15 protein-coding genes and 1 tRNA gene are annotated in these 14546 nt (G+C 67.2%); 6 read left to right on the top strand and 10 right to left on the bottom strand.

Annotated features, from left to right (window positions below):
• Positions 1–29 precede the first annotated feature (29 nt).
• Together ACYVG2_RS16965 and ACYVG2_RS16960 are read right to left on the bottom strand one after the other, a co-directional pair.
• Positions 30–230: a hypothetical protein gene (locus tag ACYVG2_RS16965; RefSeq protein WP_460782063.1), complete on the bottom strand. Its 201-nt coding sequence runs from the start codon at positions 228–230 to the stop codon at positions 30–32.
• Complete coding sequence (locus ACYVG2_RS16960; protein ID WP_460782121.1) at positions 223–3885, bottom strand: AAA family ATPase; 3663 nt, start codon at positions 3883–3885, stop codon at positions 223–225. The genes ACYVG2_RS16965 and ACYVG2_RS16960 overlap by 8 nt, the downstream gene beginning before the upstream one ends.
• A gap of 210 nt (positions 3886–4095) precedes the next feature.
• Between ACYVG2_RS16960 and ACYVG2_RS16955 the strand changes: the two genes are divergently transcribed.
• Complete coding sequence (locus tag ACYVG2_RS16955; protein ID WP_448967513.1) at positions 4096–4605, top strand: methylated-DNA--[protein]-cysteine S-methyltransferase; 510 nt, start codon at positions 4096–4098, stop codon at positions 4603–4605.
• A 61-nt stretch (positions 4606–4666) separates the two neighbouring features.
• Here ACYVG2_RS16955 and ACYVG2_RS16950 read toward each other — a convergent pair whose 3' ends face one another.
• Positions 4667–6301, bottom strand: a complete 1635-nt coding sequence (locus tag ACYVG2_RS16950) for a solute symporter family protein (protein ID WP_460782062.1) — start codon at positions 6299–6301, stop codon at positions 4667–4669.
• A complete protein-coding gene (locus tag ACYVG2_RS16945) occupies positions 6298–6645 on the bottom strand; it encodes a DUF485 domain-containing protein (RefSeq protein WP_448967511.1) in 348 nt (115 codons plus the stop codon). Before ACYVG2_RS16945 ends, ACYVG2_RS16950 begins: the two co-directional genes overlap by 4 nt.
• A 111-nt stretch (positions 6646–6756) precedes the next feature.
• Between ACYVG2_RS16945 and ACYVG2_RS16940 the strand changes: the two genes are divergently transcribed.
• A complete protein-coding gene (locus ACYVG2_RS16940; protein ID WP_460782061.1) occupies positions 6757–7614 on the top strand; it encodes a LuxR C-terminal-related transcriptional regulator in 858 nt (285 codons plus the stop codon).
• Between the two features lie 116 nt (positions 7615–7730).
• On the top strand, positions 7731–8075 hold the full coding sequence (locus tag ACYVG2_RS16935) for a histone-like nucleoid-structuring protein Lsr2 (RefSeq protein ID WP_460782060.1): 345 nt from the start codon (positions 7731–7733) through the stop codon (positions 8073–8075).
• An 18-nt stretch (positions 8076–8093) separates the two neighbouring features.
• Here ACYVG2_RS16935 and ACYVG2_RS16930 read toward each other — a convergent pair whose 3' ends face one another.
• Positions 8094–8681 (bottom strand): MarR family winged helix-turn-helix transcriptional regulator, encoded by a 588-nt coding sequence (locus tag ACYVG2_RS16930; RefSeq protein WP_460782059.1) that lies wholly within the window; start codon positions 8679–8681, stop codon positions 8094–8096.
• A 74-nt stretch (positions 8682–8755) separates the two neighbouring features.
• Here ACYVG2_RS16930 and ACYVG2_RS16925 point away from each other — a divergent pair, with 74 nt between their 5' ends.
• The gene (locus ACYVG2_RS16925; protein WP_460782058.1) at positions 8756–10930 is read left to right on the top strand and encodes an MMPL family transporter; all 2175 of its coding nucleotides are present in this window, start codon (positions 8756–8758) and stop codon (positions 10928–10930) included.
• Between the two features lie 24 nt (positions 10931–10954).
• On the opposite strand, the gene ACYVG2_RS16920 is transcribed toward ACYVG2_RS16925, so the two are convergent.
• Complete coding sequence (locus ACYVG2_RS16920; protein ID WP_460782057.1) at positions 10955–11335, bottom strand: hypothetical protein; 381 nt, start codon at positions 11333–11335, stop codon at positions 10955–10957.
• A gap of 112 nt (positions 11336–11447) precedes the next feature.
• On the opposite strand from ACYVG2_RS16920, the gene ACYVG2_RS16915 reads away from it, so the two are divergent.
• Positions 11448–11732 (top strand): hypothetical protein, encoded by a 285-nt coding sequence (locus tag ACYVG2_RS16915; RefSeq protein ID WP_460782056.1) that lies wholly within the window; start codon positions 11448–11450, stop codon positions 11730–11732.
• A complete protein-coding gene (locus tag ACYVG2_RS16910) occupies positions 11732–12001 on the top strand; it encodes a hypothetical protein (RefSeq protein ID WP_460782055.1) in 270 nt (89 codons plus the stop codon). The genes ACYVG2_RS16915 and ACYVG2_RS16910 overlap by 1 nt, the downstream gene beginning before the upstream one ends.
• A 15-nt stretch (positions 12002–12016) precedes the next feature.
• Here the strand turns inward: ACYVG2_RS16910 and ACYVG2_RS16905 are convergent, their stop codons facing one another.
• The 4 genes from ACYVG2_RS16905 to ACYVG2_RS16890 form a co-directional block, all read right to left on the bottom strand.
• Positions 12017–12517, bottom strand: coding sequence for a hypothetical protein (locus ACYVG2_RS16905; RefSeq protein WP_460782054.1), 501 nt, complete (start codon positions 12515–12517; stop codon positions 12017–12019).
• 63 nt (positions 12518–12580) lie between these two features.
• Positions 12581–12652: transfer RNA gene (locus ACYVG2_RS16900), tRNA-Arg, on the bottom strand.
• Between the two features lie 39 nt (positions 12653–12691).
• Complete coding sequence (locus ACYVG2_RS16895) at positions 12692–13189, bottom strand: HNH endonuclease (protein ID WP_460782053.1); 498 nt, start codon at positions 13187–13189, stop codon at positions 12692–12694.
• Between the two features lie 326 nt (positions 13190–13515).
• On the bottom strand, positions 13516–14265 hold the full coding sequence (locus tag ACYVG2_RS16890) for a M23 family metallopeptidase (protein WP_460782052.1): 750 nt from the start codon (positions 14263–14265) through the stop codon (positions 13516–13518).
• Positions 14266–14546: the final 281 nt, after the last annotated feature.

The following is a 14546-nucleotide window of genomic DNA, read 5'->3' as shown; positions in this document are numbered from 1 at the left end:
CGGGGGTGGGGGCTTCGTGCTGTCGTGCGTCAGTAGTGCGGGGGCACGTCGTCGCGCAGGCGCGCGTCGTTGGGGCCGCCGTCGCCATCGGATTTCCTGGTGCGCGCCGCATTCGTGACGACATCCGGCGACGGGTCGGTATCAGGGGCGGGGGTGAGCTGGGCACGCCTGCTGCCAGGGACCCGCACGATGCGCTGACGCTCCGGCTGCGGCGCTCTCTCGTCAGGCATCGCCAGGAAGATCGATCGGCTGCGTGTCGGTGTCGGATCGCACGGCATCCGCGGCGATGCCCAGCACTGCAGCGATACGCGACGCCGCCGTCACGGGGTCGCTGTAGAGGTCGAACGCATGCACGCGCACATAGTGCCAGCCGAGTCGGCGCAGAACATGCGGACGAAGCCGCAGCGTCTCACGCAGCGACTCCCCACGGGATTCGGGATCGGATTCGATGACGACAGCCTTGCCACCGTGCTGGGCGACCAGCGGCAGCAGACCGCGATAGTCCACGTCGACCGACGCGCCGAGTCTGCGCAGCTCGCGCGCGAGGGCGAGCGTGAGCGGGTCGGCGAGGTCCTCCAGGCGCGAATCGCGACTCCGCGCCGCGAGCCCGCCGAGGATGGACATCAGAGTGGATGCTCCGTGCTCGAGGCGCCCGTCGTCGAACGACGAAGGACGGATGGACGAGACCAGCACCATCGAACGACGCGCCCTGGTCATCCCGACCGTCAGGAGCCGCTCGCCGTCCGGCGTGGAGAGATCGCCGAAGTCGCTGAGCACGCGACCGTGCTTGGTGAGGCCGTACCCGAGGGAGAAGATCACGCGGTCGCGGCTCTCCGCGACCGACTCCTCGAGTGTGAGCACCGCGAACGGCTCCGCGGTGTCACGTCCGACGAAGTCGGCGACATCCGACCGACCGGCGAATGCACTGGTCACGGCCGCGCGCACGCGCTCGGAATGACGCGCACTCGCAGTGATCACCATGAGCGACTCGGACGGGCGGTGCACGGCGTGCTCCACCACTAGCGTCACAACGCGGGCGACCTCGGCGTCCGGACTCTCGACGGCGCCCGAGACGGGGTCGGGTGCGCCCACTCCGCCCTCGACGTAGTCGACGGTGAGACTGCCTCGCCCGAGGTAGGAACCGGCCCAGGGCAGAGAGATGATCTCGCCGCCGTAGAACGCATCGTTGATGAGCTCGGCCAGGTCCTCACCGCCGGCGCGATAACTGCGGGTGAGGGTCATGACAGGCAGCAGCTCCGCCAGGCGTTCGAACACCGAGACGTCGTCGAACGGCACCTCCGCCTCCCACTCGCGGTCGGCATCGACGGCCACCCGGAACGGAGTCGGTCGCTGAGTGACCGGATCGCCGAAGGCGACCACCTGACGCGCTCGGCGGATCGCCGGCGCCGCCTCGGCGAGGTTGATCGCGGCGGCATCCACCAGGAGCACTGTGTCGAACTCGACCGAGTCGGGGATCTCCGGCACCTGGTACGGCGAGGAGATCCACGCCGGGGCGAGCACGTTCATGAGGGTCGGAGCGGCACTGACGATCTCGGCTGTCGAGGGCACGCCCTGAGTGAGAGCACGCCGAAGATTCTGGGACTCGGCGGGTTCGTCGACGATCGCGATTCGCCACTGGTTGGCCAGTTGCCAGGCCAGAAGCGGGCCGGCCATCGACGCATGAGCCTCATCCACGAGACGGAAATCGCGCTCGAGCCGGTCGACGACGGCGGTGTTCGCCCCCAGGAGCGCACGGTCGTCCTGCAGCGCGCGCTCGAGCAGCGACTGCCACCAGGCGAACTCCAGTTCGTTCGCCACCTGGTCTTCTGCGACGTGACGCACCGAGAGCTCGGCGAGGAGCGGCTCGAGACCGAGAGTCGCGAGCGTGTCCCTGATCGTCGCGCGCTCGACGAGATTGTCGAACACGTCGGAGCGCGCCGCGAGGCCCGCAAGAGTGCGCACCAGCCGTTCGACCGGAAGCGACGCCAACGGCTCGCGACGACCGAGGGCGGCATCCAGCTCTGCGAGCTCGGCGCTCACCCGCTGCCAGGATCCGTACACGTCCGACAGGCCGAGCGGGATCTCTGGAGCGACGCCGGCGTCGACGAAGCGCTGCCATTGCGTGCGCTGCTGCTGAATGCGCAGCAGCGCCTCGTGCATCTCGGTGATGTGCACGCCGGGGCGCACGTACTCCTTGGCCAGGCGCCGCAGCCTGCGCCGGTTCGCGCCGGACATGCCCGGCGAGTCGCGACGGGAGCCATGGGCCTGGATGAGCTCACCGAGCGGGCGTTCGAACACGGTCGGGCTGAACCTGTCGAGCGAGTCGCGGATCCCCTCGATCAGACGCAGGTACTCGCCGAGCTCGTCGATCGTGGCGAACGGACGCATGTGCGTCTGCGAGATGAGTTCGTAGCCGCGCTCGAGCAGCGCGGGAACGCTCGAGGCGTGCAGCCTGCCGGCGAGTTCATGCGCGGACCGCGCGGCCTCCGTGCTGCTGAAACTCACTCCGTACCACGGCGAATCGTTCGGCCCGAAGCGGAACTCTCCGAGCCGGGCCGCTTGCACGAGCGCAGCGGCGGCCGCAGTGCGATCGCCCGCGAGACCGCGCAGCGTCGCGGTGCTCAGTCGTGCCGACGTCGTGGGCGGCGTGGGGAGCGAGGCGAGCCTGGCGAGATGCCGTGTGGCATCGAGCACCGATGCATCCAGCCCGGCGACAGGGGTCGTGAGGGCCTTGCGGTAGTCGCGCAGCACCGTGCGAAGGCGCACCAGCGCGTCATCGACGTCGCTGACCTTGGGTGCGGTGGCCTTCTCGTTGCGTCCGATCGCACGGACGAGGTCGCGACGGATCCCTGCGGGCGAGACCGCCAGGCTGTCGAGGGCGATGCCGGACAGCCGGTGGCGCACGCCGTCGAGCGTCGAGCGCCGGGCCGAGACGACCAGCACGCGTTTTCCTGCGCGCACCAGCTCGCCGAGCGCGTTGATGACCGTCTGCGTCCCGCCTGTTCCGGGAAGCGTTGCGACCACCATCGAATGGCCGGCCGAGATGCGTGCGAGCACCGATTCCTGCTCGGCATCGGCATCGAGCAGGAGCGTGTCGGAGGCCGGCGCGCGGTCGTCCGGGCTCGTGATGTGCGGCGCGGGGCGCGCTGCCGTGACCTGCTCGCGATCGGCGACGTGACCGGCGAGGGCGTTGAGGAGGGGATGCTCGAGCGTGCGGCTGTCGCGGGTCATCGCTGCGCCGACATCCGCGAACGTCGACACGACGAGCCGCGGAAGCACGGTGAACGTGTCGATGGACTGGGTCGCCGCGCGCAGACGATCGATGACCGGTTGCGGTTTGAAGATGCCGCCGTCGTACGCGAGCGCGGCGAGCGCGTCGGCGTCGATGGTGATGCCGAAGTGCTCGCGGGTCACTCGTACGAGTTCGGGATTGACGATGAAGGCGCCCTGCAGCTTCAGCTCGAAGTCGGTGTGGTGGCGACGGATGGCGAGCGGGCGCAGCAGCACGGGCGCTGCGAAGTCTGCGCCGCCGATGCGCCAGCCGGCGATGCCCACAGCGAGATGCACGGCCTCGATGCCGCGGACGGTGCGCAGCTCGGTGTGCTTCGCCGTGATGCGCTCGGCGGCCAGTCTGGCGGTGCGCAGCCCCACTTCATCTCGGAACAGGTTGGAGAGCAGTGTCGATCTGCCGGTGATGAACTGCGGCAGGCTCCCTGGATGCGCACGGGAGATGTCGATGCCGCCCTCGATCGTGTCGCGGTAGGTGACCAGCGGCGAGGGGCCTCCGAGATCCGCGGCTTCGGCACGCAGTCTGGTGCGTTCGGCGTCGGCGATGTGCGACACCGCGATAGCCATCTGGTCGTCCTGCCGGTCGCCGAGGTTCATCGCGGCTTCCGCTGCCGCGGCATCCGCAGCTTTCTCTTCACGTCGCCACACATGGACAGACTAGGCTCCGAGGCCGCGCAGACCCTGCATCCCGGGCGGGTTTCACCGGATTGGCCCACTTTTCCTGCACATGCGAGCCGGTTCTGCAGCTTCTCCCCCACTGACGGCTTCGCGTGCACGCACGTCGGCGGCGCACGTCAGGATGGGGTCATGACGTTCCGCTACGACTTCGCCCCCACTCCGTTCGGCGACGCGCTCGTGGTCTTCTCCGACGAGGGGATCGTGCGCTTCGACCTTTCCGAATCCGTCGACCCCTCCGTTCCCTGGCTTCTCGAAGACGTCTCCGCTCGCCTGCGCGAGGTGCCGGTGCCGGATCCCGGCGCCGCCGACGAGCTCGCGCATCTGCTCGATGACTACTTCGCTGGCGACGCTGTGCGCTTCGATGAGCACGTACGGCTCGACTGGCGTCTGATCGACGGGTTCCACCGCACGGCACTGCAGGCGATCACGTCCATCGAATGGGGTCAGACGATGAGCTACGGCGAGGTCGCCGTGGTCGCGGGCAGCCCTGGCGCGGCACGCGCCGTGGGAACCGCCTGCCGGCTGACGCCGTTCTCCGTCATCGTGCCGGTCCACCGCGTCGTGCGCTCGGACGGCAGTCCTGGCCAGTACGGCGCTCATCCCGAGCACAAACGCTACCTGCTCGACCTGGAGCGATAGACGGAGGAACCCCCGCGGTGTGGGCCCGCGGGGGTTCCTCGACTCGGACGATCGGGCGGGACTAGTGCTCGGTCGCCTTCTCCGCCCCGAAGCCGGTGAGCGAGCGCACGTCCATCTCCGCCGCGAGCTGCGGCGACTCGAGCGTGCGGCTCGTGATCGTGCCGAGCCACCCCAGGAGGAATCCGAGCGGGATCGAGACGATGCCCGGATTGTTGAGCGGCCAGAGCACGATGTCGATTCCGGGGATCATCGCGGTCTCCGACCCCGAGAACACCGGGGAGAACACGATGAGCACAATCGCCGACCCGAGTCCGCCGTACATGCTCCACACCGCGCCCCGGGTGTTGAACCGGCGCCAGAACAGCGAGTACAGGATCGTCGGCAGGTTCGCCGACGCAGCGACCGCGAAGGCGAGCGCGACGAGGAAGGCGATGTTCTGCCCCTGCGCTCCGATCCCGCCGAGGATCGCGAGGATGCCGATCACGACCACTGTGCGCCTGGCGACCCTGACCTCGCCGTTCGGGTCGGGATCGGCAGCGGTCCCGTCGGAGTTCTTGCGGTTCTTCTGGATGATGTTCGCGTAGATGTCATGCGCGAACGAGGCCGCCGCGGTGATCGTGAGCCCTGCGACCACCGCGAGGATCGTCGCGAAGGCGACCGCCGAGATGAAGCCCAGCAGGATCGGGCCGCCCAGATGCTGCGCCAGCAGCGGTGCCGCCGAGTTCACGCCTCCCGGCGCGGCCTGGATGACCTCTGCGCCGACCAGCGCACCCGCGCCGTAGCCGAGCACGAGCGTCAGCAGATAGAACCCGCCGATGAGCCAGATCGCCCACACCACCGAACGCCGCGCCTCCTTCGCCGTCGGCACGGTGTAGAACCGCATGAGCACATGCGGCAGGCCAGCGGTTCCGAGCACAAGCGCCATTCCCAGCGAAAGGAAGTCCCAGGGGTTGGCGCCGTACTGCAGTCCGGGAGCGAGGATCGCATCGCCGGCCGGCGACTTCTCGACGGCGGCTTCCAGCAGCGTGTTCAGGCTGAAACCGTTCAGTGCGAGGACCCAGATCGTCATGGCGACTGCGCCGGCGATGAGCAGCACGGCCTTCACGATCTGCACCCAGGTGGTGCCCTTCATGCCGCCGATGAGCACGTAGACGATCATCAGCACTCCGACGACGCCGATCACGATCGACTGCCCGAGCCGGCCGTCGATGCCGAGCAGCAGCGAGACGAGTCCGCCTGCTCCGGCCATCTGCGCGAGGAGGTAGAAGAAGCAGACCGCGAGCGTGGTGATGGCGGCGGCCATCCGTACGGGGCGCTGCTTGAGACGGAAGGAGAGTACATCCGCCATCGTGAACTTCCCGGTGTTGCGCATGAGCTCCGCGACGAGGAGGAGCGCGACCAGCCACGCGACCAGGAATCCGATGGAGTACAGGAAGCCGTCGTAGCCGTTCACCGCGATCGCACCGCAGATGCCGAGGAAGGATGCGGCCGAGAGATAGTCTCCGGCGATCGCGAATCCGTTCTGCGGCCCTGTGAATGAACGACCGGCCGCATAGTAATCGGCCGCGGTCTTGTTGTTGCGGCTTGCCCGAATGACGATGAAGAGGGTCACTGCGACGAAAGCCGCGAAGATCGCGATGTTGAGAATGGGATTGTTGTCAGCGGTCGCCGTGGCGGCCATGGGTGTGACATTCATGCGCCGGCCTCCGCCTTCTCGAGTTCTTCACGGATCTCCTGCGCTTTGGGATCGAGTTTTCGATTGGCGAAGGAGACGTATGCCATCGTGATGGCGAAAGTCGTCACGAACTGTCCGAGCCCAAGAAGCAGGCCGATGGTGATATCGCCCCACACGCGTTGTCCCATGAAATCCGTCGCGAAAGCCGCGAGAAGGACATAGGCGAAATACCAGATGAGGAAGAAAGCGGCCATAGGAAAGATGAATGAGCGCTGCGTCTTCTTCAATTGCCGGAATCTCGGTGATTCCTCGACGGCGATGTAGTCGATTCCACCTGCCGGTTCAGAGTCGATTCGGTCGGTCATGAGGCCTCCTTGCCACATGTCGGGGAGCTCGCGCAGCGGTGCCGCGCGGGTGGTAGGGTCGACGCTACGAAACGGGGAACGGCATCGTCACCCCCGAAAGTAGGTACTTCGGTGAGCACCACGGTCACATTGGACAACGAAGCAGATCTCGTCGCTCATGCGGTGCGCGAGCTGTCTCGTCGCACCCGCTTCCCCGTCGCGTTCGGCGGACTCATCGAAGACGGCGTCGTCTCGGTGACGAGCATCGTGGGCAATCGCACGCACAGCCTGGAAGGACTGCGGGTACGCCCGGAACGCGGTCTGGGCGGGCGTGCGATGACGGAACGGCGCCCGCGCATGACCAGCGACTACGGCGCATCCCAGCAGATCACCCACGACTACGACGGTTTCGTCCTCGGAGAGGGACTGCGCACACTCCTGGCGATCCCGATCGTGGTCGGCGGTCGTTCTCGCGGGGTGCTCTACGCCGGCGCGTGGGAGGAGACGCCGGTCGGAGGCGTGAGCACGGCCCCGGCTATGACGGTCGCGGAATCCGTGGCATCCGAACTACGCATCCGCGACGAGGTCGAACGGCGCATGCGCACGCTCTCGCCTCGCCCGCAGGAGTTCTCCTCCTCCCGACTGGAGGAACTGCGGGAGAGTTATGCCGAACTGCGCAGCATCTCCGCGGAGATCACGGATGCCGGAGTGCGCGAAAGACTGTCCCGACTGGAGAAGCGGCTGCTCACCGTGTCCGGTGAAGAGCCCCGGGTGACCACCGCTCCCGTTCCGACCGTGCACCTGTCCCGCCGCGAGACCGATGTGCTGGCGTGCGCGGCGCTCGGAGGGACCAACGCCGAGATCGCCGCCCAGCTCGGATTGCGTGAGGGAACGGTCAAGGCCTATCTCGGTACGGCGATGTCGAAGCTGGACGCATCGACAAGACACGCGGCTGTCGCCCGCGCTCGGCGAGCCGGATTGCTCCCCTGAATTCTTCTGAATACGCAGCGTCCATGACGTCGACGCTTTCACGCCATGGCTCGGACGCGAATTCCATTGCTGTCGAAATGATTGTCGATGCATTCTTTCGCGCGTAAGCTGACGGAATGGCCCGACGTATTGTGCATCAACTCGTAGACGATCTCGATGGAACCGTTCTGGGAATCGGAGAAGGCGAGACCGTCCATTTCTCTCTCAACAGCACTGCATATGAGATCGACCTGACCTCCGCGAATGCCGACGCTTTCCGTGAAGCGCTCGAGCCGTATATCTCTGCAGCCCGTCGTTCGTCCGCGACGTCTTCCACTCGCGGCGGCGCGTCGCGGAAGCGCTCCGCCGGATCACCCGAGACGGCGGCGATCCGCGAGTGGGCGAATGCGAACGGCCACTCGGTCTCCGAGCGCGGTCGCATCCCCGGGAGCATCGTCGACGCGTACCGCGCCGCGCACTGACCGGTCGAACGACCCCGATCACTCTTCTTCGGAGATCGCCCACGGCACATCGCCGAGGGCGATCTCCGTCGTCATGTCCACGAGGAATCGTCGGACGGTCTCCCGCTCCTCGGAGGTCAACCGCGCGGCAGCGATGAAACGTCGCGCGTGCTGCCTGCCGACCGTCTCGATGGCAGAACGCCGCGTGGCGGGCGTGATCGCGATCGCCAGCGCGCGCCGGTCCGTCGGATGCGCGGAGCGGGTTATGTGCCCCCCGCGCTCCAGTCGATCGAGCAGCTTCGTCGTCGAGGCGGTCGAGATGCCGAGGTGCGCTGATATGCCGCCCGGTGTGGCCGTGGTGCCACGATTCTCGCACGCGATCAGGAAGTGCAGCGCCCGCATGTCGGTCTGATTGAGCTTCATGTAGCGCAGTGAGGCCTCGGAGAGCTTCTGCTCGGCATCACGGAGCCCGCCGAGCGCCTGCATCAGTCCACTGATCTCACGGATGTCCTGCGGCGCCATCCCCGCACGATCGACGAGTTCGCCTGCGGGATCACTTACGTCGACGTCGTAGATCTCCGTACCGGAGGCGAACGGCCTCGGTTCGGCGTCGTCGGATGCGGGCATGAGGTCGATGCTATCTCCTCATCTCTTTACATGCTAAGGTTTATTCTCGCCTGGCTAGCGATATTGGGGATGACATGGTTCACGACAGCAGTCCGACCGAGCGCGTCCGCGTGCGGCGCCGCTCCTGGGTCCGCGTGCTCATCCCCGTCGTACTCATCCTCGCCTGGCTCATCGCCGCGGGTCTGGGCGGCCCCCTGTTCGGCAAGGTCGACGAGGTGTCCTCGAACGACCAGACCAGCTACCTTCCCTCGTCTGCCGACGCCACGAAGGTTCAGGAGCTGCTCGGCGAGTTCAACGAAGGCGATTCGATCCCGGCGATCGCGGTGTTCGTCGGGACGGAGGAGCTCACCGACGCAGAGCTCGAGAGCATCACGGATGCCGTGGCCGATGCACCCGAGCTCGAGGGCATCAGCGACGAAGTCTCCCCCGCGATCGCCTCGGATGACGGCCTCGCCGCTCAGGCGTTCATCCCGATCCGGAGCGATGCAGAACTCGCCGACACCGCGCAGGCGCTCGGTGCGCAGTTGCAGGAGGCGGCGCCGGACGGTGTCACCGTCTACATCACCGGGCCCGCCGGATTCAGCGCCGACCTCGTAGCCGGGTTCTCCGGGATCGATGGACTGCTGCTCGGCGTGGCGCTTCTGGCCGTGTTCGTGATCCTGATCCTCGTGTACCGATCGCTGCTGCTGCCCATCGTCGTGCTCTCGACGAGCCTGTTCGCCCTGTGCGTCGCGCTGCTCACCGTCTGGTGGCTCGCGAAGGCCGAGGTGCTGCTGCTCAGTGGTCAGACGCAGGGCATCCTGTTCATCCTCGTGATCGGCGCGGCGACCGACTACGCGTTGTTGTTCGTCGCCCGCTTCCGCGAGGAGCTGCGCGTCACGCACGACAAAGGCGCCGCGGTCCTCGCGGCGTGGAAGGGGTCGTTCGAGCCGATCCTCGCGTCCGGCGGGACGGTGATCGCTGGGCTGCTCTGCCTGCTGCTGAGCGATCTGAAGTCCAACAGCACACTGGGCCCGGTCGCCGCGATCGGCATCGTCTTCGCCATGCTCTCCGCGCTCACGCTGCTGCCGTCCATGCTGCTCCTGTTCGGACGCGCGGTGTTCTGGCCGCGCAGACCGGCGTTCGAGCCGGACGTCGTGGCCGCCGAAGGCGGCATGCCGACGAAGGGCCTGTGGGCGAAGCTCGCCGGGCTGATCAGAAGGCGACCTCGCCTGATCTGGATCGCGACGACGCTCGTGCTGCTGGCGGGAGCCGTGGGCGTCACACAACTCGACGCGGTCGGAGTGCCGCAGTCCGATCTCGTGATCGGTGAATCAGAGGCCCGCGACGGACAGGTGGCGCTCGGCGAGCACTTCCCCGGCGGTTCGGGAAGCCCCGCATACGTGGTCGTGGACGAGGGCTCCCTTCAGGACGTCGCCGACGTGCTGCTCGCGCACGACGGCGTGGATGCTGTCGCCGTCACCGCATCCGACTCCCCCAGCGGCACCGCGAATGTGACGGCCGACGGCATCTCCGCTGTGGGTCCTCCCGGCACCCCCGCGCCGGAGCCAACCGTCGTCGACGGCGACGTCATGCTGCAGGCGACGCTGACTGATGCCGCGGACTCCGACGCCGCAGCATCCACGGTTCGCGACATCCGCGTCCAGCTCGCCGACGACGATGCCCTTGTGGGCGGTGTCACGGCGACTTCAGTGGACACGAACGATGCCTCGATCCATGACCGCAATCTGATCATCCCCGTGATCCTCGTCGTGATCATGCTGATCCTGATGCTTCTGCTGCGCTCGATCCTCGCGCCGGTGCTGCTGATCCTGACCACGGTGCTCTCCTTCGGCACGGCGATGGGCGTCTCCGCACTCGTGTTCAACGGGATCTTCGACTTCCCCGGCGCGGATCCCGCAGTGCCGCTCTACGGCTTCGTGTTCCTGGTCGCGCTCGGCATCGACTACAACATCTTCCTGATGACCCGTGTGCGCGAGGAGTCGATCGCGCACGGCACCAGGCAGGGCGTGCTGCGCGGGCTCTCCATCACTGGCGGCGTGATCACGTCAGCCGGACTCGTGCTCGCCGCGACCTTCGCCGCGCTGTCGGTGATCCCGATCCTGTTCCTAGTCCAGTTGGCCTTCATCGTCGCGTTCGGAGTGCTGCTCGACACGTTCGTCGTGCGATCCCTGCTCGTTCCGGCGTTGAGCTATGACATCGGGCGACGGATCTGGTGGCCGTCGAAACTGGGCCGCGGCGAGGACTGACGCCGAGCCCGGCGGCCCGCCTGCTCAGACGAAGGCCGGCAGGAATGACACGACGAAGCCGATCACGCCGGCGGCCGTGAAGATGATGCCGAGCGTGAGCAGCAGGCGCCTGCCCATCGGCGGATGGATCCGTGCGTTCTCCGGGTTCCTGGTGCTGACGTAGCCGCTGTGCCAGTCATCCGCCGTCAGTTCGGACTCCCGGAGGGGTCGTTCATGGAAGTCCCCGCGGGCGAACCAGCGTGCGACTGCGACCCCGTCGCGCTCCACGACGGCGATGTCGACGCGATCCCAGTGCCCCTCGGCGAGCGCGACCATGCCGGCGATGACGAGCAGCGGGATGCCGACACCGAGTCCGATCCACGACATCGCCTCGCCGACCGCACCGAGGGTGTCGATGATCTGCACCTGTTCATCGTATGCGTATAACGCGGAGCATCCTTCCGGTCAAGCGGGTCGTGTCTCGAAGGCCCGGGGCCTAGCGTGGCAGTCCCACATCGATCGAGAGGATGGACAGCTCATGAGCGGCATCGAGGATCAGGGCCTGCGCCCGGAGAAAGTCGAACCGGCGCCGGTCGACGACTCAGAGGATCGAGCACCGAGCGCCGAGGGCGAGTGGCGATCCGTCGACCCCGACGACGAGGCCGGCTCCCGAGGCGGGACGCATCCCGATCCGTCCCGCGCCGGCCACACCTCCCAGGCGGAGGGCGAGGATCCCGCGAGTCCCGACGGGCATCCGGATCCCGAGCGCCTCGGTCACCCCTCGCAGGCCGAGGGCGAAGATCGAGAGGATGGAGGCGCGTGATGGACGCCCAGACGGATCCGGGTGAGTCTCCCGAGCGCGAGCGCACGGAGGATCAGGAGACCACGACGGCGAACAAGCCCGGGGAACCGGCCCCGCCGGACGATTCGGAGGAGCCGACGACGGATGACCTGCAGGAGCCGAGTACGGAGAAGGCGCCCGACGAAGCGCCCAAGGCTCCGGAGAGATCAGAACCGGAGCCGAGTCATGAGGCGGTCGGCATCGGGATCATCGGTCGCCCGCAGACGGAGATGGACGAGGAGACCGACTGACCCCTCCCGCTTTCCTCAGCGGGCTGAGCAGAGGATCAGCGTGGAACTGACGTTGGCGGCGGTCTTCGCGCCGGAGCCGCTGTAGCCGGGCGGAAGCGTCACGACCGCGTTGAGCTGGAACGCGACCGTGATCGACAGGGTCGTGCGCAAGGCGATCGTCGCCCCCGCGGGCAGCGGTGTGGTGAGGGTCACCTGGCGGCTCGTGCTCGAGAGGACCGCGACGACGGCTGTGCCGCCGCTGACGCTGAAGACGCCGATGCTCGCGATGCCTGAACCGGTGATCGTCACGGTCGTACCGACGGGCAGCGGCGTGGTCGGACCGGCCTCCAAGGTGAAGCCAGGGCCGAGGAGGTCGAGAATCCCACAGCTGCCGCGGAGTGCGAAAGCCCCCGCGTCGATGACGGAGGCGGCGGCGAGCGGGGTCGCCACCGCCGCAGCGATGACGGGCACCGACCATGCGGCACCCTTCATGACCGTGCGGCGCGATGGCTCGGAGAGGTGGGACTGCTCTGGCACGCTCATTGTGTCCGTTCGGGATCGTCAGCGAGGTCGTTATGTCTGATCACCATGAGAACTCGGTGCCCCTGGAGGGACTCGAACCCCCAACCGTTTGCTTAGGACGCAACTGCTCTTCCATTGAGCTACAGAGGCTGGCCAGACAAGTCTATCCATGTGCGCCGGTGGCCGCTGTCACGCAGCCAGTGCGAGGTACGGCTCCCAGCACGGGTCGCTGCGCTCCGTCCCTCGTACGGTCCAGGCCGTACCGTGCGGAGGACGCGGCGCGAAGCGCAGCTCCCAGCGCATCTCCTGCGGGGTGCGGTCGCTCTTGACGTTGTTGCAGCGCAAGCAGCACGCGACGAGGTTCTCCCATGAATCCGCTCCCCCGCGCGAGCGCGGCAGCACATGATCGATCGTCGACGCTGCCTTGCCGCAGTAACCGCAGCGGTGGTTGTCGCGCCGCAGGACTCCACGCCTGGTCACCGGCACGCGCCTGCTCATCGGCAGCCGCACGTATCTGCGGAGGATGATGACGGCCGGACGGTCGTACGGACCACGCGCGCCCCAGACGGGATCGTCTTCCACGCGTTCGACCACGGTGGCCTTCTGATTCATCACGAGCACCAGGGCTCGTTTGAAGGACACCACCGCGAGCGGCTCGTACCCGGCGTTCAGAACTAGTGTGCGCATCGTCATCCTCTCGATCCGCCGGGACGGCTTCCCGGCACTCTCGAATCACACGACGTCACTCGAACAGCAGAATCTGCGCAGGGACGAAAAAAGGCGCCGTCTCAGAGACAGCGCCTTTCGCACACGACAACATCGGTGCATCCCTGCGGGCGATGCCGAAGGACGTAACGACCGAGCGCATCCATGGTGCGGATGCTCGGTATTCGTTCCATCGGCTTCTCCCGTCCGTGCGACGACGGGATCAGATTAGCCCATCGCACCGAAGGATGACGAAACGCCGGGTTAACACTCAGACCCGTGTCGGGTCGTGAATCGGCTCGGAGGGCTCAGCCCGCGTTGGCTGCGAGCCAGGAGTACGGCTCGAGGATGCTGCCGTTGACGTGCACTTCGAAGTGGAGGTGATTCGCGGTGGAGCTTCCGGTGCTGCCGACCCCGCCGATGAGCTGTCCGGCCGCGACCGTCTGCCCTGCCGATACCTGGCGCGTTCCGTTCGTCATGTGCGCGTACGTCGTCGAAACGGCCTGACCGCCGATGACGTGGTCGATCACGACGGCGACGCCGTAGCCGTAGTAGCTCTCGGACGACACACGAACGACACCTGCTGCTGCCGCGTAGATCGGCGTGCCTGCCGGGGCGAGCATGTCTGCGCCGTCGTGGCCGCCGCTGTCGGGGCCGACCGTCGTGCGGCCTTCGGTGTACGAGCCCCGCGGCAGCGGGTATCGGACTTCGCCGGATCCCGGCGAGACGAGCGCGTAGCTTCCGATGTCGATGCTTCCACCGGATGCACCGGACGAAGCGGCTGCGGCAGCTCGGGAAGCGGCAGCCGCGGCGGCCGCGGCAGCGGCCTCCTCGGCCTTCTTCTCGTCGATCTCCTCCTGCGTGGTCGCACTGTACTTCGACCGGTCGAGCGGAGCGGATGTCGCGGCAGAGGCCACGACGAGGGACTGAGAGTCGTCGGCGGCGACCTGCTGAAGGGTGGCTGTCGCGTCGACCGGCGTCGAGGATGCCGCGTATGCGGGCAACGCCACCGCTGCGACGAGTGCGCCGACCGCGCCGAAGATGGCGATCGACCGCATCGGCTTGATCATCTTTCGCGCGACGTCGCGAGGTGCGCCGGTGCGACTGCGCTTCAGAGACTTTTCAGATGTGTTCGCGGTCGGTTCGATATCTGCGGCCAAAAGGGAATCCTCCAGTGCCTCGACGCTCGGGTGCGCTGGCTCGTCTTCACTCTGCTACTCGTGCCACCTACTCGATGGCATTCTGTGCGGATTGTCCGCGGAGAGGACGAGCCGGTGAGGCGATCTTCGCGGGAATGCCATCAGCGGGCTTCTTCACTGACGACCTGTCCGAGGTTACC

Source organism: Microbacterium shaanxiense (genome assembly GCF_054779995.1).
The sequence above is the reverse complement of the archived record's forward strand: the minus strand, read 5'-3'. Positions and strand labels throughout refer to the sequence as shown.